Source organism: Serratia sp. B501, assembly GCF_051172315.1.
GTDB lineage: Bacteria > Pseudomonadota > Gammaproteobacteria > Enterobacterales > Enterobacteriaceae > Serratia > Serratia ureilytica.
The window spans coordinates 113,646-137,969 of the sequence record NZ_JBPIZB010000004.1 but is presented as its reverse complement, the minus strand read 5'-3'; the positions used below and the strand labels follow the sequence as shown (position 1 = coordinate 137,969).

At 59.5% G+C, this 24,324-nt stretch carries 19 protein-coding genes; 15 read left to right on the top strand and 4 right to left on the bottom strand.

Translation table 11 applies throughout. The annotated features are described in order from the left end of the window. Positions 1-7: 7 nt before the first annotated feature. From leuC to leuA, 3 genes are read right to left on the bottom strand one after another with little or no spacing between them, the layout of a single operon-like run. Complete coding sequence (gene leuC / locus ACSBQV_RS14220) at positions 8-1,408, bottom strand: 3-isopropylmalate dehydratase large subunit (protein WP_033651676.1); 1,401 nt, start codon at positions 1,406-1,408, stop codon at positions 8-10. 1 nt (position 1,409) lies between these two features. After that, positions 1,410-2,501 (bottom strand): 3-isopropylmalate dehydrogenase, encoded by a 1,092-nt coding sequence (gene leuB / locus ACSBQV_RS14215; RefSeq protein ID WP_099785567.1) that lies wholly within the window; start codon positions 2,499-2,501, stop codon positions 1,410-1,412. A 2-nt stretch (positions 2,502-2,503) separates the two neighbouring features. Beyond that, positions 2,504-4,078 (bottom strand): 2-isopropylmalate synthase, encoded by a 1,575-nt coding sequence (leuA, locus tag ACSBQV_RS14210; protein WP_033641848.1) that lies wholly within the window; start codon positions 4,076-4,078, stop codon positions 2,504-2,506. A gap of 872 nt (positions 4,079-4,950) precedes the next feature. Here leuA and leuO point away from each other — a divergent pair. The 5 genes from leuO to cra all read left to right on the top strand — a co-directional run bounded on the left by leuO (position 4,951) and on the right by cra (position 11,924). Then, positions 4,951-5,898 carry a transcriptional regulator LeuO gene (gene leuO, locus ACSBQV_RS14205; RefSeq protein WP_099785565.1) on the top strand — a complete coding sequence of 316 codons (948 nt, stop codon included), beginning with the start codon at positions 4,951-4,953 and terminating at the stop codon, positions 5,896-5,898. A gap of 465 nt (positions 5,899-6,363) precedes the next feature. After that, positions 6,364-8,172, top strand: coding sequence for an AMP-dependent synthetase/ligase (locus ACSBQV_RS14200; RefSeq protein ID WP_033641850.1), 1,809 nt, complete (start codon positions 6,364-6,366; stop codon positions 8,170-8,172). Positions 8,173-8,488: 316 nt separating this feature from the next. Beyond that, positions 8,489-10,207, top strand: coding sequence for an acetolactate synthase 3 large subunit (gene ilvI, locus ACSBQV_RS14195; protein ID WP_028127857.1), 1,719 nt, complete (start codon positions 8,489-8,491; stop codon positions 10,205-10,207). A gap of 2 nt (positions 10,208-10,209) precedes the next feature. Further along, positions 10,210-10,701 (top strand): acetolactate synthase small subunit, encoded by a 492-nt coding sequence (gene ilvN, locus ACSBQV_RS14190; RefSeq protein WP_004932806.1) that lies wholly within the window; start codon positions 10,210-10,212, stop codon positions 10,699-10,701. 218 nt (positions 10,702-10,919) lie between these two features. Beyond that, positions 10,920-11,924 carry a catabolite repressor/activator gene (gene cra / locus ACSBQV_RS14185; protein ID WP_004932801.1) on the top strand — a complete coding sequence of 335 codons (1,005 nt, stop codon included), beginning with the start codon at positions 10,920-10,922 and terminating at the stop codon, positions 11,922-11,924. Positions 11,925-11,958: 34 nt separating this feature from the next. On the opposite strand, the gene ACSBQV_RS14180 is transcribed toward cra, so the two are convergent. Further along, positions 11,959-12,399 carry an L-alanine exporter AlaE gene (locus ACSBQV_RS14180; RefSeq protein WP_033651675.1) on the bottom strand — a complete coding sequence of 147 codons (441 nt, stop codon included), beginning with the start codon at positions 12,397-12,399 and terminating at the stop codon, positions 11,959-11,961. Positions 12,400-13,262: 863 nt separating this feature from the next. On the opposite strand from ACSBQV_RS14180, the gene mraZ reads away from it, so the two are divergent. The 10 genes from mraZ to murG are packed head-to-tail and all read left to right on the top strand — an operon-like array spanning position 13,263 to position 24,285. Further along, complete coding sequence (gene mraZ, locus ACSBQV_RS14175; protein ID WP_004932796.1) at positions 13,263-13,721, top strand: division/cell wall cluster transcriptional repressor MraZ; 459 nt, start codon at positions 13,263-13,265, stop codon at positions 13,719-13,721. Between the two features lie 2 nt (positions 13,722-13,723). Continuing rightward, a complete protein-coding gene (gene rsmH, locus ACSBQV_RS14170) occupies positions 13,724-14,665 on the top strand; it encodes a 16S rRNA (cytosine(1402)-N(4))-methyltransferase RsmH (RefSeq protein ID WP_004932794.1) in 942 nt (313 codons plus the stop codon). Further along, positions 14,662-14,982, top strand: a complete 321-nt coding sequence (gene ftsL, locus ACSBQV_RS14165) for a cell division protein FtsL (protein ID WP_033651674.1) — start codon at positions 14,662-14,664, stop codon at positions 14,980-14,982. Before rsmH ends, ftsL begins: the two co-directional genes overlap by 4 nt. A gap of 42 nt (positions 14,983-15,024) precedes the next feature. Continuing rightward, a complete protein-coding gene (locus tag ACSBQV_RS14160; RefSeq protein WP_004932790.1) occupies positions 15,025-16,788 on the top strand; it encodes a peptidoglycan glycosyltransferase FtsI in 1,764 nt (587 codons plus the stop codon). Further along, positions 16,775-18,262 (top strand): UDP-N-acetylmuramoyl-L-alanyl-D-glutamate--2,6-diaminopimelate ligase, encoded by a 1,488-nt coding sequence (gene murE, locus ACSBQV_RS14155; protein ID WP_099785563.1) that lies wholly within the window; start codon positions 16,775-16,777, stop codon positions 18,260-18,262. Before ACSBQV_RS14160 ends, murE begins: the two co-directional genes overlap by 14 nt. Further along, a complete protein-coding gene (murF, locus tag ACSBQV_RS14150) occupies positions 18,259-19,620 on the top strand; it encodes a UDP-N-acetylmuramoyl-tripeptide--D-alanyl-D-alanine ligase (protein ID WP_033651672.1) in 1,362 nt (453 codons plus the stop codon). The genes murE and murF overlap by 4 nt, the downstream gene beginning before the upstream one ends. Then, positions 19,614-20,696, top strand: a complete 1,083-nt coding sequence (gene mraY / locus ACSBQV_RS14145) for a phospho-N-acetylmuramoyl-pentapeptide-transferase (RefSeq protein ID WP_004932782.1) — start codon at positions 19,614-19,616, stop codon at positions 20,694-20,696. The genes murF and mraY overlap by 7 nt, the downstream gene beginning before the upstream one ends. A gap of 2 nt (positions 20,697-20,698) precedes the next feature. Next, on the top strand, positions 20,699-22,018 hold the full coding sequence (gene murD / locus ACSBQV_RS14140; protein ID WP_042783688.1) for a UDP-N-acetylmuramoyl-L-alanine--D-glutamate ligase: 1,320 nt from the start codon (positions 20,699-20,701) through the stop codon (positions 22,016-22,018). Further along, on the top strand, positions 22,015-23,217 hold the full coding sequence (gene ftsW, locus ACSBQV_RS14135) for a cell division protein FtsW (protein ID WP_015376649.1): 1,203 nt from the start codon (positions 22,015-22,017) through the stop codon (positions 23,215-23,217). Before murD ends, ftsW begins: the two co-directional genes overlap by 4 nt. 3 nt (positions 23,218-23,220) lie before the next feature. Beyond that, positions 23,221-24,285, top strand: a complete 1,065-nt coding sequence (murG, locus tag ACSBQV_RS14130) for an undecaprenyldiphospho-muramoylpentapeptide beta-N-acetylglucosaminyltransferase (protein WP_004932773.1) — start codon at positions 23,221-23,223, stop codon at positions 24,283-24,285. The last annotated feature ends 39 nt before the right edge of the window (positions 24,286-24,324 follow it).

Below are 24,324 nucleotides of genomic sequence, written 5' to 3'. Positions count from 1 at the left end.
TAGCCCCTTAGTGAATATCACGGATGTCAGCGAAGTGACCGGCGACGGCGGCCGCGGCGGCCATTGCCGGGCTGACCAGGTGGGTGCGCCCACCGCGGCCCTGGCGCCCTTCGAAGTTACGGTTGCTGGTGGAGGCGCAGCGCTCGCCCGGATTCAGACGGTCGTTGTTCATCGCCAGGCACATCGAGCAACCCGGCAAGCGCCATTCGAAACCGGCTTCAATAAAGATTTTGTCCAACCCTTCGGCTTCCGCCTGGGCCTTCACCGGGCCGGAGCCCGGCACCACGATGGCCTGCACGCCGTTGGCGACCTTGCGCCCCTTGGCGATCGCCGCCGCCGCACGCAGATCTTCGATGCGCGAGTTGGTGCAGGAACCGATGAACACTTTGTCGATCGGCACTTCGGTCAATTTGATGCCCGGCTTCAAATCCATGTAGGCCAGCGCTTTCTCGGCGGAGGCGCGCTCAACCGGATCGTTAAACGATTCCGGCGCCGGGATCGCCTGATTGACGGCGATCACCTGGCCAGGGTTGGTGCCCCAGGTGACCTGCGGCGCGATCTCTTCGGCGCGCAGCGTCACCACGGTATCGAACTGGGCGTCGGCGTCGGACTTCAGCGTGCGCCAGTAAGCGACCGCCTGCTCCCAGTTTTCACCGGTCGGTGCGAACTGACGCCCCTTCAGGTAGGCGAAGGTGGTGTCGTCCGGCGCGACCAACCCGGCTTTGGCGCCCATTTCGATCGCCATGTTGCACAGGGTCATGCGGCCTTCCATGCTCAATGCCTCGATCGCCTTGCCGCAGAACTCCACCACGTGGCCGGTGCCGCCGGCGCTGCCGGTTTTGCCGATCACCGCCAGCACGATGTCTTTGGCGGTAATGCCCTCGGCGGCATCGCCGGTGACCTCAATCTTCATGGTTTTGGCGCGGCCCTGCTTCAGGGTCTGGGTCGCCAACACGTGCTCCACTTCGGAGGTGCCGATGCCGAACGCCAGCGAGCCGAAGGCGCCGTGGGTCGCGGTGTGTGAATCGCCGCAGACGATGGTCATGCCCGGCAGCGTCATGCCTTGCTCCGGCCCGATCACGTGCACGATGCCCTGGAACGGGTGGTTCAGGTCATACAGCGAAACGCCGAATTCCGCGCAGTTCTTGATCAGCTCCTGCATCTGGATGCGCGCCATTTCGCCGCTGGCGTTGATGTCTTTGGTCTGGGTCGACACGTTGTGATCCATGGTGGCGAAGGTTTTGCCGGGCTGGCGCACCTTGCGGCCCATGGCGCGCAGGCCGTCGAACGCCTGCGGCGACGTGACTTCGTGCACCAGGTGACGGTCGATATACAGCAGCGGCGTCTCGTTCGGCGCTTCGTGCACCACGTGGGCGTCATACAATTTCTGGTATAAGGTCTTGGCCATGTTATGCCCCCTGAGCTACAAAGCGAGCGATGATGTCGCCCATTTCATCGGTGCTGACGGCTTTGCCGTCACCGGCCAGATCGGCGGTGCGGTAGCCCTGTTCCAACGCCTGGTTGATGGCGCGCTCCACGGCGTCGGCCGCTTCATCGGCGCCCAGGCTGTAACGCAGCAGCAGGGTGGCGGACAGGATCTGCGCAATCGGGTTGGCGATGCCTTTGCCGGCGATATCCGGCGCGGAACCGCCCGCCGGTTCGTACAGGCCGAAGCCTTGCTCGTTCAGGCTGGCGGACGGCAGCATGCCCATCGAACCGGTGATCATCGCGCACTCGTCGGACAGGATGTCGCCGAACAGGTTGGAACACAGCAGTACGTCGAACTGGGACGGATCCTTGATCAGCTGCATGGTGGCGTTGTCGATATACATGTGCGACAGCGACACGTCCGGGTAATCCTTGGCGACCTGATTGACCACTTCACGCCACAAGATGGAGCTTTGCAGCACGTTGGCCTTGTCGATCGACGTCACCTTGTGGCGGCGCTTGCGGGCGGATTCGAAGGCGATGCGCGCGATGCGTTCAATCTCGAAGCGGTGATACACCTCGGTGTCGAAGGCGCGCTCCTGCATGCCCTGGCCTTCGCGGCCCTTCGGCTGGCCGAAATAGATGCCGCCGGTCAGTTCGCGCACGCACAGAATGTCGAAGCCGCGGGCGGCGATATCGGCGCGCAGCGGGCAGAACGCCTCCAACCCTTGATACAGGCGGGCCGGGCGCAGGTTGCTGAACAGTTTGAAGTGCTTGCGCAGTGGCAATAGCGCGCCGCGTTCCGGCTGCTCGGCCGGCGGCAGGTGTTCCCATTTCGGGCCGCCCACCGAGCCGAACAGGATGGCGTCGGCCTGCTCGCAGCCGGCGACGGTCGCCGCCGGCAACGGACTGCCGTGGCGATCGATGGCGATGCCGCCGACGTCGTACTCGGCGGTGGTGATGCGAATGTCAAAGCGTTGACGCACCGCGTCCAACACTTTGCGTGCCTGAGCCATTACTTCCGGGCCGATACCGTCTCCGGGCAAGACGGCAATGTGATGAGTCTTCGTCATGTTCACACCGTTTCCTGATTATTTTGATGTTTGTTTTGCTGCAGACGCTGTTTTTCTTTTTCTACCTGCTGTGAGCGCCAAATATTGTTCAACACGTGCACCATCGCCTTGGCGGAGGATTCGACGATGTCGGTCGCCAGACCCACGCCATGGAAACGACGGCCGTTATAAGAGACGACGATATCCACCTGGCCCAGCGCATCGCGCCCATGGCCTTTGGCGGTCAACTGGTACTTCACCAGTTCGATCGGGTAATCGGTGATGCGATTGATCGCCTGATAGACCGCATCGACCGGGCCGTTTCCGGTGGCGGCTTCGGCTTTCTCTTCGCCGCCGCAGATCAGTTTCACCGAGGCGGTGGCCATGATGCTGCTGCCGGACTGCACGCTGAAGTAACCCAGGCTGAAGTGTTCCGGTTCTTCCTGTTGTTTGTTGATGAAGGCCAGCGCCTCCAGGTCATAGTCGAATACCTGGCCTTTTTTGTCGGCCAGCTTCAGGAAGGCGGCGTACAGGGTATCCAGGTTGTAGTCCTGTTCCTGGTAGCCCATCTCTTCCATGCGGTGTTTCACCGCCGCGCGGCCGGAGCGGGAGGTCAGGTTCAACTGCACGTCTTTCAGGCCGATCGACTGCGGGGTCATGATTTCGTAGTTTTCGCGGTTCTTCAGCACGCCGTCCTGGTGAATGCCGGAGGAGTGGGCGAAGGCGTTGGCGCCGACGATCGCCTTGTTGGCCGGGATCGGCATGTTGCACAGCTGGCTGACGATCTGGCTGGTGCGGAAGATTTCCTGATGATTGATGTTGGTGTGCACGTTCATGATGTCCTGGCGCACCTTAATCGCCATGATCACCTCTTCCAGCGAACAGTTGCCGGCGCGCTCACCGATGCCGTTCAGGGTGCCTTCCACCTGACGGGCGCCGGCCTGGACCGCGGCAATGGAATTGCCGACCGCCATGCCCAAATCGTCGTGGCAGTGTACGGAAATGATGGCTTTGTCGATGTTCGGCACGCGGTCATACAAGGTGGTGATGATGCCGCCGAACTGGTTCGGCGTGGTGTAGCCGACGGTGTCCGGAATATTGATGGTGGTGGCGCCGGCGTTGATGGCGGCTTCGACCACGCGGCACAGGTTGTCGATCGGCGTGCGGCCGGCGTCTTCGCAGGAGAATTCCACGTCGTCGGTATAGTTGCGGGCGCGTTTGACCGAGCGCACCGCCATCTCCAACACTTCGTCGAACGAGCGCTTCAGCTTCGATTCGATGTGCAGGGTGGAGGTGGCCAGGAACACGTGGATACGGAACGCTTCAGCGACGCGCAACGCTTCGGCGGCCACGTCGATGTCTTTGTCCACGCAGCGGGCCAGGCCGCAGACACGACTGTTCTTGATCTGGCGAGCGATGGTTTGCACCGATTCGAAATCGCCCGGCGAAGAGACCGGGAAGCCGACTTCCATCACGTCAACGCCCATTCTTTCCAGCGCCAGCGCAATCTGAATCTTCTCTTTTACGCTCAGGCTGGCCTGCAATGCCTGTTCGCCATCACGCAGCGTGGTATCGAAAATAATGACTTGTTGGCTCATCGGTGCATTCCTTATCGTGTTGATTTCACGCTAAGCGGGCAAAAAAAAACCCGCGCAGTAGCGCGGGTTTCTTATGGGTGATCGGCTGAGTCAGCTCCGAACTTCGTCCACAGGCATACCGCGCAAACAAGATGCGTTGAGTAGTAGGCCTAGTAGACGGTGAGTACGGATCATAATGGTTCAGCTTCTCTTAAATTGGGTGTCTGCCTAATTTGATACGTGATTGGCCTGGCGATGTCAACACCTGATTGAATACGGGGACAATGCACCGGCTATGCGTCCCAACAGAGGATCATTCGGTAAAAATGCGGTGCTATAGAGAAAAAATGGGAGCAGTTTGCGTGCTGCTTAGCATAAACGAATCGAATATATACTGCGCTAATTGCTTCTGGATTTTGTTGGGTTAAGATTTGTGATGAAAAAATAAGGAGGATTAATCACGGGAGGAAACAAAATAATATTTTTAATACGAATGATTTAAATTGAATTCATATGATTAATTGATTGTTTTAGTCGTAATATAACAAAATAATGCGATTTTACACAAAGCGATTGATGTTTTTAGATGGTTTGATTGCTTATGATGTGTTTTTATAGTTTGTCTCATACAGTGGGGTTACGTTGTTTAATTGTATTAATCATTGTTAATACCTAATTATTAGTACCACCCAGGTGGCATTCTTCCTGCTGAAGGTAGAAGTGACTGATATGTATTCCATATACGACTTAAATCGTGTCGATAACACGAGGTTTTTTATCGGCTGATGACGGTAATGGCAGGATTTGTCGTGCAAAGATAAGACAATGCGGCGTTTCATTGTTTGTCGAGCATAAGGATTAGATTATCTACACAGGATTTAGTGGAGTGAAATATGGCTGAATATGATTCAGAAATCGCCATGGTCAAAGAGCCGGCGGACATCCATTTGCGCAGCGTCGATCTTAATTTGCTGACGGTGTTTGACGCCGTGATGCAAATGCAAAATATTACGCGAGCCGCTAACTCGTTAGGGATGTCGCAGCCGGCGGTGAGCAACGCGGTAGCGCGTCTGAAGGTGATGTTCAACGACGAGCTGTTCGTGCGCTGCGGGCGCGGGATCCAGCCCACCATGCGGGCCAGAAAGCTGTTCGGGCCGGTGCGGCAAGCGCTGCAGCTGGTGCAAAATGAGTTGCCGGGATCTGAGTTTGAGCCGCTGACCAGCACGCGAGCGTTCTCCCTGTCCCTGTGCAGCCCGCTCGATTTGCGTCTGGGCGCCGGGATAATCAATCACGTCAAACAGATAGCGCCGCAGCTTAACCTGCAAATAAAGTCATACATTAACAATAATATTGAACATCAATTACGTTATCAGGACGTCGAATTTGTCATCGGCTACAGCCGTTTCGAGTCGGCGGAGTTTCGCAGCCTGGCGATGTTCGACGACGAATTAGTGCTGGCGGTTGCGCAGGCGCACCCGCGAATAGGGGAGGAGGTGACGCCGGAACACATGTTGGCCGAACAGCACGCGGCGGTTTCCCTGGAAAGTTTTGGATCGTTCAGTAAACCTTTCTATTTAGAGGAGCCGATGCTGCGCGCCGTGACACAACAGTGCACGGATCTCTACAGCGTGTTGAATATGGTGTCGCAAACGGAAATGGTGGCGATTGCGCCCGCCTGGTTGGTGCGGCAACAGACGGAGGCGTTGAAAATAAAGGCAGTTCCTTTGTGCGCCAATCACAATAAAGCGACCTGCTATCTTTCCTGGCATGAATCCTCCGAACGGGATAAAGGGCACCAGTGGATGAAGTCCGTCCTGATTGAGGCGGGTAACCCAAAGTAAAGCGATAAAAAATGGGGATATATAAAGATAATATTCAACTGAGCGTTTTTTTCTCATGATAAAAACTAAGAACTATCTGGGTTTTTATTAAGATGTTTCTTGGTTTTGCGGCGATTAAATAACTTATTTTCAGGGTGAGTTGGTTCGTTTACCAAAAATAATTAATATAAATTAATATTCTGATTTTTACTTTACGACTGGTATTTTAAACTAACTCGATGCGGCGGCCCAGATGGGCCGCGTTTTATTGCCGCCAGCAAACCTTTTCCTTCCCGTTCTGTCCAACCCATGAAAGCGCGAAAGCCGGCCTGAGTTTTGGCTCACACTTCTACGCTGAAATCGCTTTTCCCCCTGCCTGAGAGTAGGTAGACTGCGCGGAAAAAAGTAAACACGTGTAAGCTGAGATGAGGGCCGTAAGGCGTCGTTCAGGCTTAACTGTATGATTCATTTCAGGCTTAGAGCACTATGATCACTAATCTGCTGCAATACCATTTGATCCATCGTATACAGCATCAAATCACCCACCGAGCCGATCGCACAGCTTTTCGCCAATGGTCGCCCAACGGCGAGTTTCAACTGACCTGGGAAGAGGCCGCCGTTCGCATCGATCGCATTGCCGCCGGGCTGTTGGCCCTGGGGGCCGAAGTGCAAGAGCGCATCGGCATTTTCGCCAATAACGGCATGGCCTGGTCGCTGGCCGATCTCGCGATTCTCCACCTGCGCGGCGTCAGCGTGCCGCTCTATTCCACCAATACGCCGGCGCAGGCGGCCTTCGTCATCAACGACGCCGACATTCGCATACTGTTCGTCGGCGAACAGGCGCAGTTGGATGCGGCCATCGCGCTGCGCGGCGTTTGCCCACAGCTGCGCCATATTATCGTGTTTGACCAAGATGCCGACCTGCGCGGCTGCGAGATAGCGCGACACCTGAGCGCCTTCGAGCATGCCGCCGATCCGGCGGCTTTTATCGCTCAACGTCGGCAGCGCATTGAAGAGTGCGACCTGCAGGACCTCTTCACCCTGATCTATACCTCGGGCACCACCGGTGAGCCGAAAGGGGTGATGCTGGATTACCGCAACCTGGCGGCGCAGCTCTACCTGCATGATGAGAGACTGACGGTCGGCGAAGAGGATGTGTCGCTCAGTTTCCTGCCGCTGTCGCATGTGTTCGAGCGTGCCTGGAGCTTCTTTGTCATGCATTCCGGCGCGCAGAACGTTTTCTTGCCGAACACCGACTGGGTGCGGGAAGCGATGGGGCAGGTTCGCCCGACGCTGATGTGCGCGGTACCGCGTTTCTACGAGAAGATTTTCAGCGCGGTGCATGAAAAAGTGGCGCGCGCGCCTTGGCTGCGCCGCGCGCTGTTCCACTGGGCGATCGTCTGTGGGGAGCGCAAGTTCCTTCAGGAGCGGGCCGGCAAACCGTTGGGCAAACTGTTCGAACTCTCTCATCGCTGGGCCGACAAGCTGGTATTGAGCAAGCTGCGCGGCATCCTCGGCGGGCGGGTGCGCTTCCTGCCGGCGGCGGGCGCCAAGCTGGATGACAATGTGATCCTGTTTTTCCAGGCGATGGGCGTCAACATCAAGTACGGCTATGGTATGACCGAAACCTGTGCGACCGTGTCCTGCTGGGAAGAAGGGCATTTCCGCTTCGGCTCTATCGGCAAACCGCTGCCGGAGGTCGAGGTGCGCATCGGTGAGGAAAATGAAATCCAGGTGCGCGGGCCGATCGTGATGCGCGGCTATTTCAACAAACCGTTGGAAACCGCCGCGACCTTTACCGCAGACGGCTGGCTGAAAACCGGCGATGCCGGGGCGATCGATGAAGAGGGCAATCTGTTCATCACCGAGCGCCTTAAGGATTTGATGAAAACCTCCGGCGGCAAATACATCGCGCCGCAGATGCTGGAAGGCACGCTGGCGCAGGACCGCTTTATCGAGCAGGTGGCGATCATCGCCGATGCGCGCAAGTTCGTTTCCGCGCTGATCGTGCCGTGCTTTGAGTCGCTGGAAGAGTACGCGAAGTCAGTCAACCTGAAGTATCAGGATCGCCTGGAGCTGCTGCGCAACGGTGAAATCCTCGAGATGTTCGAAAAGCGTCTGCGTGAGATGCAAAAGGAGCTGGCGCGCTTCGAGCAGGTGAAGAAGTTCACGCTGCTGCCGGCGGCCTTTTCCATGGAGTTGGGGGAGCTGACGCCAACGCTGAAGCTGCGCCGCAAAGTGATCCTGCAGCGCTATCAGCGTGAAATCGACTCCATGTACCAGGAACAGGGCTGAGGCCGCCGCCGGGCCGTGCGTTCGGCGAAAAAAACGGCATATTCTTCGCCTGATTTAGTTCTGTAATTTTCCCTCTGTTCGAAACAATGCCTAGCCTGACGCCCCTGGGGCTAGCGCATTGTTTTTATAAAGTCGCGATCTCCAGCCGCTTGGCAATAACCCCGCCGTCGTTAAGCCATTTTGCCGTTTGCCTGCCCCATATTCTGACGTTATGTTAATTCGATAGCGACAACCCATAAAAATTTAGGGGCATTGCCCCGCAGCAGGCGCTACGTTCCGGCGCCAGAGAAGAATAAGCAAGCCTGGAGGCAAACCCATGGAGATGTTGTCAGGAGCCGAGATGGTCGTCCGATCGTTGATCGATCAGGGCGTTAAACATGTATTCGGCTACCCCGGCGGGGCGGTGCTCGATATCTACGACGCCCTGCATACGGTCGGAGGGATCGATCATATTCTGGTGCGCCACGAGCAAGGTGCGGTGCACATGGCCGACGGTTATGCGCGCGCCACCGGCGAAGTGGGCGTGGTGCTGGTGACCTCCGGCCCCGGTGCCACCAACGCCATTACCGGTATCGCTACCGCTTATATGGACTCGATCCCGATGGTCGTCCTGTCGGGGCAGGTGCCCAGCTCGCTGATCGGCTACGACGCCTTCCAGGAGTGCGATATGGTGGGGATTTCTCGGCCGGTGGTGAAACACAGCTTCCTGGTGAAACGCACCGAAGACATCCCGGCGGTGTTGAAGAAGGCCTTTTACCTGGCCTCCAGCGGCCGCCCCGGCCCGGTGGTGATCGATCTGCCGAAAGACATCGTCGGCCCGGCGGTGCGGATGCCTTATGCCTATCCGCAGGACGTGAGCATGCGTTCTTACAACCCGACGGTGCAGGGCCACCGCGGGCAAATCAAACGCGCGCTGCAAACCATTCTGGCGGCCAAAAAGCCGGTGATGTACGTCGGCGGCGGCGCGATCAACGCCGGCTGCGAAGCCGAACTGTTGGCGTTGGCGGAGCAGTTGAACCTGCCGGTGACCAGCAGCCTGATGGGGTTGGGGGCCTTCCCCGGTACCCACCGCCAGAGCGTCGGCATGCTCGGCATGCACGGCACCTATGAAGCCAATAAAACCATGCACCATGCCGACGTGATCTTCGCCGTCGGCGTGCGTTTCGACGATCGTACGACCAACAATCTGGCCAAATACTGTCCGGATGCCACCGTGCTGCACATCGATATCGATCCGACCTCGATCTCCAAAACGGTGGACGCCGATATCCCGATCGTCGGCGATGCCAAGCAGGTGTTGGTGCAGATGCTGGAGCTGCTGGCGCAGGACGAGAAAGCGCAGGATCACGATGCGCTGCGCGATTGGTGGCAGTCTATCGAGCAGTGGCGCGCTCGCGACTGCCTGGGCTACGACAAAAACAGCGGCACCATCAAGCCGCAGGCGGTGATTGAAACCCTGCATCGCCTGACCAAAGGCGACGCCTATGTCACCTCGGACGTCGGCCAGCACCAAATGTTCGCCGCGCTCTATTATCCGTTCGACAAACCGCGCCGTTGGATCAACTCCGGCGGCCTCGGCACCATGGGCTTCGGCCTGCCGGCGGCATTGGGCGTCAAACTGGCGCTGCCGGAGGAAACCGTGGTGTGCGTGACCGGCGACGGCAGCATTCAGATGAATATTCAGGAGCTGTCCACCGCGCTGCAATATAACCTGCCGGTGGTGGTGGTGAACCTCAACAACCGCTATCTGGGCATGGTCAAGCAGTGGCAGGACATGATTTATTCCGGCCGTCATTCGCAGTCTTACATGGATTCACTGCCGGACTTCGTCAAGCTGGCCGAGGCTTACGGCCATGTCGGCATCGCCATCCGCACGCCGGATGAGCTGGAAAGCAAGCTGGCGCAGGCGCTGGCGGAAAAAGAGCGGCTGGTGTTCGTCGACGTGACCGTCGATGAAACCGAACATGTCTACCCGATGCAGATCCGCGGCGGAAGCATGGACGAAATGTGGCTTAGCAAAACGGAGAGGACTTGATCATGCGCCGTATTTTATCTGTCTTGCTGGAAAACGAATCCGGCGCCCTGTCGCGCGTGGTGGGGTTGTTCTCCCAGCGCGGTTACAACATCGAGAGCCTGACGGTGGCGCCGACCGACGATCCGACGCTGTCGCGCATGACTATCCAGACCGTCGGCGACGAGAAAGTGCTGGAGCAGATTGAGAAGCAGTTGCACAAGCTGGTGGACGTGTTGCGCGTCAGCGAGCTGGTGCAGGGCGCTCACGTTGAACGCGAGATCATGCTGGTGAAGCTGCAGGCCAGCGGCTACGGCCGTGAAGAGGTGAAACGCTGCGCCGATATTTTCCGCGGCCAGATCGTCGATGTGACGGCGACGCTGTATACGGTGCAGCTGGCCGGCACCAGCGACAAGCTGGACGCCTTCCTGAGCGCGGTGCGTGAAGTGGCGGAGATCGTGGAAGTGGCCCGTTCCGGCGTGGTTGGCGTGTCGCGCGGCGACAAAATTATGCGCTGAGCGCGGTCTGGCGGCGAATAATCGGGGGCGCGGCGTGGCTGCGCCCTTTGTTTTTCGGCCTTTTTTGCCCGATTGCCGGCACCTTTCGGCAAAAGCGGTTGCTAGGTAGTGTTTTCTGCTGTTAGATCGCAGAGGCTGGATTGAATAACCGCACGGGATGCCATGGTTAATCCGAGCACAGCCTTCACTTCTATTTTCAGCGTCATTAAGGGGTTAATGTGAAACTGGATGAAATCGCGCGTCTCGCGGGCGTTTCGCGCACGACGGCCAGTTATGTCATCAACGGCAAGGCGAAGCAGTATCGTGTCAGCGATAAAACCGTCGAGAAAGTGATGGCCGTGGTCAGGGAGCATAACTATCACCCGAATGCCGTCGCGGCGGGGCTGCGCGCCGGGCGCACCCGTTCTATCGGCCTGGTGATCCCGGATCTGGAAAATACCAGCTATACCCGCATCGCCAACTACCTGGAGCGCCAGGCGCGCCAGCGTGGCTACCAATTGCTGATCGCCTGTTCCGAAGATCAGCCGGACAACGAAATGCGCTGCATTGAGCACCTGCTGCAGCGTCAGGTGGACGCCATCATCGTCTCCACCGCCTTGCCGCCGGAGCATCCTTTCTATCAACGCTGGGCCAACGATCCGCTGCCGATCATCGCGCTGGACCGCGCGCTGGATCGCGAGCATTTCATCAGCGTTGTGGGCGCCGATCAGGAAGACGCTTTTGCGTTGGCGCAGGAGCTGCGCACCTTCCCGGCGGAGTCGGTGCTGTACCTGGGCGCCTTGCCGGAGCTTTCGGTCAGCTTCCTGCGTGAGCAGGGCTTCCGCCAGGCCTGGCAAGAGGATCCCCGCCACGTCGATTACCTGTACGCCAACAGCTACGAACGCGAAGCCGCCGGCGCGCTGTTTGCCGAATGGTTGAAAACGCACCCGATGCCGCAGGCGCTGTTTACCACGTCGTTCTCTTTATTGCAGGGCGTGATGGACGTGACGCTGAAGCAACGCGGCCGCTTGCCGACCGATCTGGCGATCGCCACCTTCGGCGATCATGAACTGTTGGATTTCCTTGAGTGCCCGGTATTGGCGGTTGCGCAGCGCCATCGCGACGTGGCCGAGCGCGTGCTGGAACTGGTGCTGGCCAGCCTGGACGAACCGCGTAAACCCAAGCCGGGGCTGACGCGCATTCGCCGCAATCTGTTCCGCCGCGGCAGTCTGAGCCGCAAGTAGTTTGGCTGACAGGGGCCCGCGTTGGCGGGCTCCTTTAGACGTAACCCGCTACCCGAAACAGCCGCCGGCAGTACTCCAGGAAGTAACCATACACCACGCCCATCGCCATGGAGACCAGCGCATTGCTGGTTACCGCCGCCAGCATTTGTTGGCCGTCGGCGCCCACGCTCCATAAAATTGCAGCATAAACCGGCGACTGGAAGCTGACATAAGCCAGCAGATCGGCGAGATTGCGCAGTAGGAACTGGCCGTGCGGGCAACGACGCGCCGTGCGGATAAACAGATCGCGATAGCGGCCATAAGGCCAGGCGATCAGAATGTTGACCGGGATCGACAACAGGCGTGAAGAGAGGGATTGCTGGAAGCTCATGCCGGAGATCAACACTTCAATCGCCATACCGGCGATAAAACAGTACACCACCAGTGCAAACGTATCGGCAGCGGCGCTGCGCCAGTGTGCGGCGGGCGAAAGCATGCATCTCTCCTTTTGTGTTAATGTGCTGTTAATTTTATAATTTGTAGTTGTTAGTTATGGTTTTTTGCTTTTTATATAGTTTACTGCTCTGGTTTGTGTTTTTTAACTAGGTTTATATTTTTATTTTTAACATTTGTTCGGTTTTTGTCCCGCAGGGCCGGGGCGCAGGAAGGGATGGAGAGATTAAAATCGGTGTTTTTAAATAAACCTATTAAAAACATGCTGTTGCGATTTTTTGTGTCCGCAGGGGGATTTTTCCGGCAAAAATTGTGGAAATAAAGGTGTAAGAAAATGAAACCATAATTGTAAACAGGTGTTTTGGGAATAATCTTACCAAATTGATTTAAATCGAAATTACTTCTGCTCGTAATATCCGAGCCATTTATTTTCGCCGTGCTCTCATCACGGCGGTGCAAATTGAAGTAAAATAGCGCGCAGTTTCACGGTGAATAACGATTGAGCGTTATTAACTCAAGGAGTTATGGCCTTATTCTGCGGTCGACTCGTCAGGCGCCGAGCCTTGGCGCGCGCGGGGCGGCAGCGGTTACAGCCCTGAGATTGCCGAGCTGAAAAATGAGACATGGCTTGCAGAAGGAAGTAATGAGTTAATTAATCGCCAGTTCGTCAGGTTTTTAATCAGATTCTTTCCGCTTAGAAAATTCTCTCCGTTTATCATGGTGTTAATTTTTAATCGTCGAATAATCAGAGTTTCTTTCGCGAGTCAGCTCCCAAAACGACCAGAGAAATATTGCCAAAGCGCTGGCGCTCTGGCTTGACAAGGTTTTCATACCCTCCGTAAACTCCATTGTGTGGGAATTTGTGGGGTAAAGTGGTGAAAACGGTCACTAAGGGGTAGCTCAGGAATGTTCCGTGGAGCGACGATGGTCAACCTCGACAGCAAAGGGCGGCTCGCCGTACCTACCCGATATCGGGAATTGCTCAACGAGGAATCGCAAGGCCAAATGGTCTGTACCATTGACCTCCATCAGCCCTGCCTGCTGCTTTATCCTTTGCCCGAATGGGAAATTATTGAACAAAAATTATCACGTCTGTCGAGCATGAATCCCGCCGAGCGCCGCGTTCAGCGCCTGCTGTTGGGACATGCCAGTGAGTGTCAGATGGATAGTGCCGGTCGTTTGCTGTTAGCCAGTACGCTGCGGCAACACGCCGGGCTCACGAAAGAAGTGATGCTGGTCGGTCAGTTCAACAAGTTTGAACTGTGGGATGAACAGACCTGGTATCAACAAGTCAAGGATGATATTGACGCTGAACAGTCGACTCAGGAACCGTTGTCTGAGCGGCTACAGGACTTGTCGCTATAAGCATGTTGGAAAACTATAAACACACCACCGTCCTGCTGGACGAAGCCGTCAACGGCCTCAATATCCGCAGCAACGGCATATATATCGACGGTACTTTTGGTCGCGGTGGCCATTCTCGTCTGATTCTGTCCCAACTGGGGCCGGAAGGGCGCTTGCTGGCAATTGACCGTGACCCTCAGGCGATTGCAGCCGCCAAATCTATTGAAGATCCTCGTTTTACCATCGTACACGGCCCATTTTCCGAGTTGTCGCACTATGTGCGGGAGCGCGAGCTGGTGGGCAAGATCGACGGCGTTCTGCTCGATCTGGGCGTTTCCTCGCCGCAGCTTGACGACGCGGAGCGCGGGTTCTCCTTTATGCGCGACGGTCCGCTGGACATGCGCATGGATCCGTCCACCGGCCTGTCTGCCGCAGAGTGGCTGATGAAGGCCGAAGCGGACGACATCGCCTGGGTGCTGAAAACCTTCGGCGAAGAGCGTTTTGCCAAGCGCATCGCGCGCGCCATCGTCGAAAGAAACCGCGTGGAGCCGATGACGCGCACCAAAGAGCTGGCGGATCTGATCGCCGATGCCAGCCCGTTCCGTGAAAAGCACAAGCATCCGGCGACGCGCAGCTTCCAGGCGATCCGCATTTATATCAACAGCGAGCTGGAAGAGATCGAGCGTGCGCTCGACGGCGCGCTGGAAGTGCTGGCCCCGCAGGGCCGTTTGTCGATCATCAGCTTCCACTCGCTGGAAGACCGCATCGTCAAACGCTTTATGCGACACCACAGCCGCGGCGCTCAGGTGCCGGCCGGCATTCCGTTGACCGAGGAGCAACTGCGCGGCATGGGCGGGCGAACGCTGAAAGCGCTGGGCAAAATGATGCCGTCGGAAGCGGAAGTGGCGGACAACCCGCGTGCGCGCAGCTCGGTGCTGCGCATTGCTGAGAGGATGCCCGCGTGATTGGCAACGAACGTCACGGCCTGGTCGGGGTGATTGGCGGCGATCTGCTGCGCAACGCCAAGATCCCCATGATTTTACTGATTGCGTCACTGGTCTCCGCGATTTTCGTGGTGACCACCGCGCACCGCACCCGCCTGCTGACCGCCGAACGCGAGCAGCTGGTTCTGGAGCGCGATGCGCTGGATATCGAGTGGCGCAACCTGATTTTAGAAGAGAACGCCCTCGGCGATCACAGCCGGGTTGAACGTATCGCGACAGAAAAACTGCAGATGCAACACGTTGATCCATCGCAGGAAAATATCATCGTTAAACAATGAATGGTTTAACCGGAATAATGACACGGAGTAGAAAGGAAACGCATGAAAGCAGCGCGCCCCGGTAAGTTGAGACGCCAGGAAGATCAGGCCAGCTTTGTCAGCTGGCGTTTTGCGTTGCTGTGCGGCTGCATTTTGCTGGCGATGGTTGGCCTGATGCTGCGCGTCGCGTACCTGCAGGTCATCAACCCCGATCGTCTGGTGAAAGAAGGCGACATGCGTTCGCTGCGCGTGCAGGAAGTGCCGACCGCGCGCGGCATGATCAGCGATCGCGCCGGCCGTCCGTTGGCGGTCAGCGTGCCGGTGAATGCGGTGTGGGCCGATCCGAAAGAGCTGAACGAACGCGGCGGCATCACGCTGGACAGCCGTTGGAAAGCGCTTTCCGATGCGCTCAACATCCCGCTGGACCAGCTTTCCAACCGCATCAACGCCAACCCGAAAGGGCGCTTCGTTTATCTGGCGCGCCAGGTTAACCCGGCGATCGGCGACTACATCCACAAACTCAAGCTGCCGGGGATCTACCTGCGGCAGGAGTCGCGCCGTTACTACCCGGCGGGGCAGGTGACGTCGCACATCATCGGCGTGACCAACATCGACGGGCAAGGCATCGAAGGCGTCGAGAAGAGCTTCGATCGCTGGCTGACCGGGCAACCGGGCGAGAGAACGGTGCGCAAGGACCGCTTCGGCCGAGTGATTGAAGATATCTCCTCCGTCGACAGCCAGGCGGCGCATAACCTGGTGCTGAGCGTCGATGAGCGCCTACAGGCGCTGGTGTATCGCGAGCTGAACAACGCCGTGGCGTTCAACAAGGCCGAATCGGGCACTGCGGTGTTGATCGACGTGAACACCGGCGAAGTGCTGGCGATGGCCAACAGCCCGTCTTACAACCCGAACAACATGGCCGGTACGCCGAAAGAAACCATGCGTAACCGCGCTATCACCGATATTTTTGAACCCGGTTCAACCGTGAAGCCAATGGTGGTGATGACCGCGCTGCAAAACGGCGTGGTGAGAGAAAACAGCGTGCTGAACACCATCCCGTACCGCATTCAGGGCCACGAGATCAAAGACGTGGCGCGGTACTCGGAGCTGTCATTGACCGGGATCTTGCAGAAGTCGAGTAACGTCGGTGTTTCAAAGCTGGCGTTAGCGATGCCGTCCTCAGCGTTAGTAGATACTTACTCTCGTTTTGGGCTGGGAAAAGCGACCAATTTGGGGCTGGTCGGAGAAAGCAGTGGCATATACCCAAAAAAACAACGGTGGTCTGACATAGAGAGGGCCACCTTCTCTTTCGGCTACGGGCTGATGGTAACTCCGTTACAGTTGGCGCGAGTCTATGCAACGATCGGCAGTCTGGGCGTGTATCGCCCATTGTCGATCACCAAGGTTGACCCTCCGGTCGCCGGCGAACGCGTTTTCCCTGAACCTCTGGTGCGCACCGTGGTGCACATGATGGAAAGCGTGGCCTTGCCGGGCGGCGGCGGCGTGAAAGCCGCCATCAAGGGATACCGTATCGCCATCAAAACCGGTACCGCGAAAAAAGTGGGCCCGGACGGCAAATACGTCAACCGATACATCGCTTATACCGCCGGCGTCGCGCCGGCAAGTAACCCCCGTTTTGCCCTGGTGGTCGTCATCAACGACCCGCAGGGTGGGAAATACTATGGTGGCGCAATCTCCGCGCCGGTGTTCGGCGCCATCATGGGCGGCGTATTGCGCACCATGAACGTCGAGCCTGACGCGTTGCCCACCGGTGACAAAAGCGAATTAGTGATTAACAAGAAAGAGGGTTCAGGTGGCAGATCGTAATTTGCGCGACTTACTCGCCCCGTGGGTGCCGACGGCGCCCGGGCGCGCGCTGCGGGAAATGACATTAGACAGCCGTGTGGCGGCTGCCGGGGATCTGTTTGTCGCCGTGGTTGGCCATCAAACGGATGGACGCCGCTATATTCCGCAGGCCATCGCGCAGGGCGTCGCCGCCGTGATCGCCGAAGCTGACGGTCAGGCCGAAGACGGCGCCATCGTTGAGATGCACGGCGTGCCGGTGATCTACCTGAGCCAACTGAACCAGCGCCTTTCCGCGCTGGCCGGGCGTTTTTACCATCAGCCGGGCGAGCGTCTGCGCCTGGTCGGCGTGACCGGCACCAACGGCAAAACCACCACCACGCAGTTGTTGGCGCAGTGGAGCCAACTGCTGGGCGAAACCAGCGCGGTGATGGGCACCGTCGGCAACGGTCTGCTGGGCCAGGTCTGCCCGACCGAGAATACCACCGGTTCCGCGGTGGATGTTCAACACGTATTAAACGACTTGGCGGAACAGGGCGCGACCTTCGCCGCGATGGAAGTCTCATCCCACGGTTTGGTGCAACACCGGGTGGCGGCGCTGCCGTTCGCTGCCGCGGTCTTCACCAACCTGAGCCGCGATCACCTGGATTACCACGGTGACATGGCCAATTACGAAGCGGCCAAATGGTCGCTGTTCGCCGCCCACAATGTGGGGCAGGCGATCATCAACGCCGACGATGAAGTCGGCCAGCGCTGGCTGAGCAAGCTGCCGGATGCGGTGGCGGTGACGATGCAGGACAACCTGCAGCCGGGCTGTCACGGCCGCTGGCTGAAAACCACGGCGGTCGATTATCACGACAACGGCGCCACGGTTCGGTTCAGCTCCAGCTGGGGCGACGGCGAGATCGAAAGCCGCCTGATGGGCGCTTTCAACGTCAGCAATCTGCTGTTGGCATTGGCGACGCTGCTGTCGCTGGACTACCCGCTGGAGGCGCTGGTGGAAACCGGCAACCGTCTGCAGCCGGTCTGCGGCCGCATGGAAGTGTTTAACGCGCCGGGCAAACCGACGGTCGTGGTGGATTACGCCCACACGCCGGATGCGCTGGAGAAAGCGCTGGAAGCGGCGCGCCTGCACTGCCAGGGGCAGCTGTGGTGCGTCTTCGGCTGCGGCGGCGATCGCGACAAGGGCAAGCGTCCGCTGATGGGCGGCATCGCCGAGCAGTTCGCCGATCGCGTGGTGATCACCGATGACAACCCGCGTACCGAAGAGCCGCGCGCGATTATCAACGATATCCTGACCGGATTGCTGGATGCCGGGCAGGCGCTGGTGATCCACGGGCGCGCCGAAGCGGTGACCAGCGCCATCATGCAGGCGCAGGAGCAGGATGTGGTGTTGGTGGCGGGCAAAGGCCACGAAGATTATCAGCTGGTGGGCAACCGCCGCCTGGATTACTCCGACCGCACGACGGTCGCCCGACTGCTGGGGGTGCTGGCATGATCCCTGTCTCTCTTCAGACACTGGCTGAGGTATTGAGCGCTGAACCGATCGGCGCCGATTGCCAAATTGTCGAGGTGACGACAGACACCCGCAAGGTGACCGCCGGTTGCCTGTTTGTGGCGCTGAAAGGCGAGCGTTTCGACGCTCACGACTTTGCGGCGGATGCCGTAGCCGCAGGCGCCGGGGCGTTGCTGGTCAGTAAGCGCTTATTGGTGGACGTGCCGCAGCTGGTGGTGAAAGACACCCGTCTGGCGCTGGGGCAGCTTGGCGCCTGGGTGCGTCAGCAGGTGCCGGCGCGCGTGGTGGCGCTGACCGGCTCCTCGGGCAAGACATCGGTGAAAGAAATGACCGCCGCCATTCTGCGTGAATGCGGCGAAGTGCTGTATACCGCCGGCAACTTCAATAACGACATCGGCGTGCCGTTGACGCTGTTGCGTCTGGAGCCGCAGCATGATTTTGCCGTGATAGAGCTGGGCGCTAACCACATTGGCGAAATTGCTTACACCACCGCATTGACGCGTCCGCAGACCGCTTTGGTGAACAACCTGGCGGCGGCGCACCTGGAAGGCTTCGGCTCGCTGGCCGGCGTCGCTCAGGCGAAAGGTGAAATCTTTACCGGCCTGCCGGCCGACGGCGTGGCGATCATCAACGCCGATAACAACGACTGGCCGCACTGGCAGAGCATGCTGGGCGGCAAAACCGTCTGGCGCTTCTCGCCGCAGGCGGCCGAAGGCGTGGACTTCTTCGCGGACGACGTGCGGGTGAACGGCGCAGGCACGCAGTTTACGCTGCACAGCCCGTTCGGCACCGCCGAGATCGCGCTGCCGCTGCCGGGGCGCCACAACGTGGCCAACGCGCTGGCGGCCACGGCGCTGGCGATGTCGGTGGGCGCCACCCTCGAAGCGGTGCGTCAGGGGTTGAAACAATTGCAGGCGGTGCCGGGGCGTTTGTTTCCGGTGGCGCTGGCCGAAGGCAAGCTGCTGCTGGACGACAGCTACAACGCCAACGTCGGGTCGATGACCGCGGCGGCGCAGGTGCTGGCGGAGATGCCGGGCTACCGCGTGATGGTGGTCGGCGATATGGCCGAGCTGGGCGCAGAAGCGGAAGAGTGCCATCGTCAGGTGGGTGAAGCCGCCCGCCAGGCCGGGGTCGATAAAGTGATCAGCGTCGGCGGGTTGAGCCGCGTGCTGAGCGAGGCTTCCGGCAACGGCGAACATTATCAGGACAAGACAGCAGTGATCGCGCGCGTGGCGGAATTACTGTCGGAACATGCGGTCATCACCGTGTTAATCAAAGGTTCACGTAGTGCCGCAATGGAGCAGGTAGTACGCGCGTTACAGGAGAAAGCACCATGTTAGTTTGGCTGGCCGAGCATTTGGTCAAGTATTACTCAGGCTTCAACGTCTTTTCTTATCTGACGTTCCGAGCCATTGTCAGCCTGCTGACCGCGCTGTTCCTGTCGCTGTGGATGGGCCCGCGGGTGATCAAGCGTCTGCAAGAAATGTCCTTCGGCCAGGTGGTGCGTAACGACGGCCCCGAGTCGCACTTCAGCAAGCGCGGCACGCCGACCATGGGCGGCATCATGATCCTGACCTCCATCACCATTTCGGTGCTGATGTGGGCCTACCCGTCCAATCCGTATGTCTGGTGCGTGCTGTTTGTGCTGGTGGGTTACGGCATCGTCGGTTTCGTCGATGACTACCGCAAGGTGGTGCGTAAGGACACCAAAGGACTGATCGCCCGCTGGAAGTATTTCTGGCAGTCGGTGATTGCGCTGATTGTCGCATTCGCCATGTACGCCGTAGGAAAAGACACGCCAGCCACCGAGCTGGTTGTGCCGTTCTTTAAGGACGTGATGCCGCAGTTGGGCTTGCTGTACATCCTGCTGGCCTATTTCGTCATCGTCGGCACCAGCAACGCGGTCAACCTGACCGACGGTCTGGACGGCCTGGCGATTATGCCGACGGTATTCGTGGCGGCCGGTTTCGCGCTGGTGGCCTGGGCGACCGGTAACATGAACTTCGCCAACTACCTGCATATTCCGTATCTGCGTCATGCCGGTGAGTTGGTGATCGTCTGCACCGCCATCGTCGGCGCCGGCCTCGGCTTCCTGTGGTTCAACACCTACCCGGCTCAGGTGTTTATGGGCGACGTCGGTTCACTGGCGCTGGGCGGCGCGCTGGGCACTATCGCGGTGCTGCTGCGCCAGGAGTTTTTGTTGGTGATCATGGGCGGCGTGTTCGTGGTAGAGACGCTGTCGGTGATCCTGCAGGTGGGATCGTTCAAGCTGCGCGGACAACGCATTTTCCGCATGGCGCCGATCCACCACCACTATGAATTGAAAGGCTGGCCGGAGCCGCGCGTGATCGTGCGCTTCTGGATCATTTCGCTGATGCTGGTGCTGATTGGCCTGGCAACGCTGAAGGTGCGTTAATCATGGCAGACTATCAGGGTAGAAAAGTCGTCATCATCGGGTTGGGCCTCACCGGCCTGTCCTGTGTCGATTTCTTCATGGCGCGCGGCGTGACGCCGCGCGTGATGGATACCCGTATCGCGCCGCCAGGGTTGGACAAACTGCCTGAAAGCGTGGAGCGCCATCTGGGCGATCTGAACCAGGACTGGCTGCTGGCGGCGGATCTGATCGTCGCCAGCCCGGGCGTCGCGCTCGCGACCCCGGCATTGAGCGCCGCGGCTGACGCCGGCGTGGAAATCGTCGGCGACGTCGAACTGTTCTGCCGCGAGGCGCAGGCGCCGATCGTGGCGATTACCGGCTCCAACGGCAAGAGCACCGTCACCACCCTGGTGGGCGAGATGGCGAAAGCCGCCGGTTGGGCGGTGGGCGTGGGCGGCAATATCGGCCTGCCGGCGCTGAGCCTGTTGCGCCAGGAATGTCAGCTTTACGTGCTGGAGCTGTCCAGCTTCCAGCTGGAAACGACGCATAGCCTGCGGGCGGCGGCGGCGACCATCCTGAACGTGACCGAAGATCATATGGATCGCTATCCGTTCGGCCTGCAGCAGTATCGCGGCGCCAAGCTGCGCGTGTATGAAAACGCCGCGGTGTGCGTGGTGAACGCGGACGATGCGCTGACCATGCCGGTGCGCGGCGCCGACGAACGCTGCGTCAGCTTCGGGGCGGACGTGGGCGACTATCACCTGAACCGCCAGCAGGGGGAAACCTGGCTGCGGGTGCGCGGTGAGAAGGTGCTGAATACGCGCGAGATGAAGCTGACCGGCCGCCACAACTACACTAATGCCCTGGCGGCGCTGGCGTTGGCGGATGCGGTCAATATCCCGCGTGCCTCCAGCCTGAAGGCGTTGACCACCTTCACCGGCCTGGCGCACCGCTTCCAGCTGGCCTGGGAGCACAACGGCGTGCGTTGGATCAACGATTCCAAAGCCACCAACGTCGGCAGCACCGAAGCGGCACTGAACGGCCTGCAGGTGGACGGCACGCTGCATCTGCTGCTGGGCGGCGACGGCAAGTCCGCCGATTTCTCGCCGCTGGCGCGCTATCTGCAGGGCGACAACGTGCGGCTGTATTGCTTTGGCCGCGACGGCGCCCAGCTGGCGCAGCTGCGGCCGGAAGTGGCGACGCTGACCGAGACCATGGAGCAGGCGATGCGCACCATCGCCGGCCGCGTACAGCCCGGCGATATGGTGCTGTTGTCGCCGGCCTGCGCCAGTCTCGATCAGTTCCGTAATTTTGAAGTGCGCGGCGATGAGTTCGCCCGCCTGGCGCAGGAGCTTGGCGGATGAAACTACGCTTGCCGAACTTCGGGCTGACAGAACGGCTGAAAGACTGGGTGACCGGCGCGCGCGACAACGACGCGGTCAACATGGTGCTGTACGATCGCACCCTGCTGTGGCTGACCTTCGGGTTGGCGATCATCGGCTTCGTGATGGTGACCTCGGCGTCGATGCCGATCGGCCAACGCCTGGCGGACGATCCGTTCCTGTTCGCCAAACGCGATGCGCTGTACCTCGGCCTGGCGTTCGGCCTGTCGCTGGTGACGCTGCGCATCCCGATGGAAGTTTGGCAGCGCTACAGCAACGTGATGCTGCTGATGTCGATCGTGATGCTGCTGATCGTCCTGGTGGTGGGGAGCTCGGTGAACGGGGCCTCGCGCTGGATCGCGCTTGGCCCGCTGCGTATTCAGCCGGCGGAGCTGTCCAAGCTGTCGCTGTTCTGCTACCTGGCGAGCTATCTGGTGCGCAAGGTGGAAGAGGTGCGCAGCAACTTCTGGGGCTTCTGTAAGCCGATGGGCGTCATGGTGGTGCTGGCGGTGCTGCTGCTGGCGCAGCCGGATCTCGGCACCGTGGTGGTGCTGTTCATCACCACGCTGGCGATGCTGTTCCTGGCCGGCGCGAAAATGTGGCAGTTCCTGGCGATCATCGGCTCCGGCGTGTTCGCCGTGGTGCTGCTGATTATCGCGGAACCGTACCGTATGCGCCGCGTGACCTCGTTCTGGAACCCGTGGGCCGACCCGTTCGGCAGCGGCTACCAGTTGACCCAGTCGCTGATGGCGTTCGGCCGCGGCGAGTTCTGGGGGCAGGGGCTCGGCAACTCGGTGCAGAAACTGGAGTATTTGCCGGAAGCGCACACCGACTTCATCTTCTCCATTTTGGGTGAAGAACTGGGCTATATCGGTGTGGTTTTAGCCCTGTTAATGGTATTCTTCGTCGCTTTTCGCGCGATGTCCATCGGGCGCCGCGCGCTGGAGATCGACCAACGCTTCTCGGGCTTCCTGGCCTGCGCGATCGGCGTGTGGTTCAGCTTCCAGGCGCTGGTTAACGTTGGCGCCGCCGCGGGCATGCTGCCGACCAAAGGTCTGACGCTGCCGCTGATCAGTTACGGCGGCTCGAGCTTGCTGATTATGTCGACGGCGATCGTGCTGTTGCTGCGAATTGATTATGAAACGCGCCTGACCAAGGCTCAGGCGTTTGTGAAGAGGTAAGGGATGAGCGGGAAACCTAAGCGTTTAATGGTGATGGCAGGCGGTACCGGCGGGCACGTGTTCCCGGGGCTGGCGGTCGCGCATCATCTGATGGCGCAGGGCTGGCAGGTGCGCTGGCTCGGAACCGCAGACCGAATGGAAGCCGATCTGGTGCCGAAGCACGGGATCGAGATTGATTTTATCCGCATCTCCGGCCTGCGCGGCAAGGGCCTGAAGGCCCAGTTGACGGCGCCGCTGCGGATCTGGCAGGCGGTGCGGCAGGCGAAAGCCATCATGCGCAGTTATCAGCCGGATGTGGTGCTGGGGATGGGCGGTTACGTTTCCGGCCCCGGCGGCCTGGCGGCCTGGCAGTGCGGCATCCCGGTGGTGCTGCACGAGCAGAACGGCATCGCCGGCTTGACCAACCGCTGGCTGGCGCGCATCGCCGCCAAAGTGATGCAGGCCTTCCCCGGCGCGTTCCCGAACGCCGAGGTGGTGGGCAACCCGGTGCGCACCGACGTGTTGGCGCTGCCGTTGCCGGCAGAGCGGTTGCAAGGGCGCGAAGGCCCGATCCGCGTGCTGGTGATTGGCGGAAGTCAGGGCGCCCGCGTGCTGAATCAGACAGTTCCTGAAGTCGCGGCGCGTTTGGGCGATAGAATTACGCTCTGGCATCAGGTTGGCAAGGGCGCGCTGGAAACGGTGCTGCGCGACTACGAGAGGGTAGGGCAGACGCAGCACAAGGTGACCGAGTTCATCGACGACATGGCCGCCGCCTATGCCTGGGCCGACGTGGTGGTCTGCCGCTCCGGCGCGTTGACCGTCAGCGAAATCGCGGCGGCGGGGCTGCCGGCGATCTTCGTGCCGTTCATGCACAAGGATCGTCAACAGTACTGGAACGCACGCCCGCTGGAAGAAGCCGGCGCGGCGAAGATTATCGAACAGCCGCAGTTCAACGCCGATGTGGTGGCCGAACTGCTGGCGAGCTGGGATCGCAAGACGCTGCTGGCCATGGCCGAGAAAGCGCGCGCGGTCGCCATTCCGGACGCCACCGAGCGCGTGGCGGCGGAGCTGGTGCGGCTCGCCAAGTAACGAGTGCAGGGGTTCGGCGCGCCGAACCTGAATAAAAGC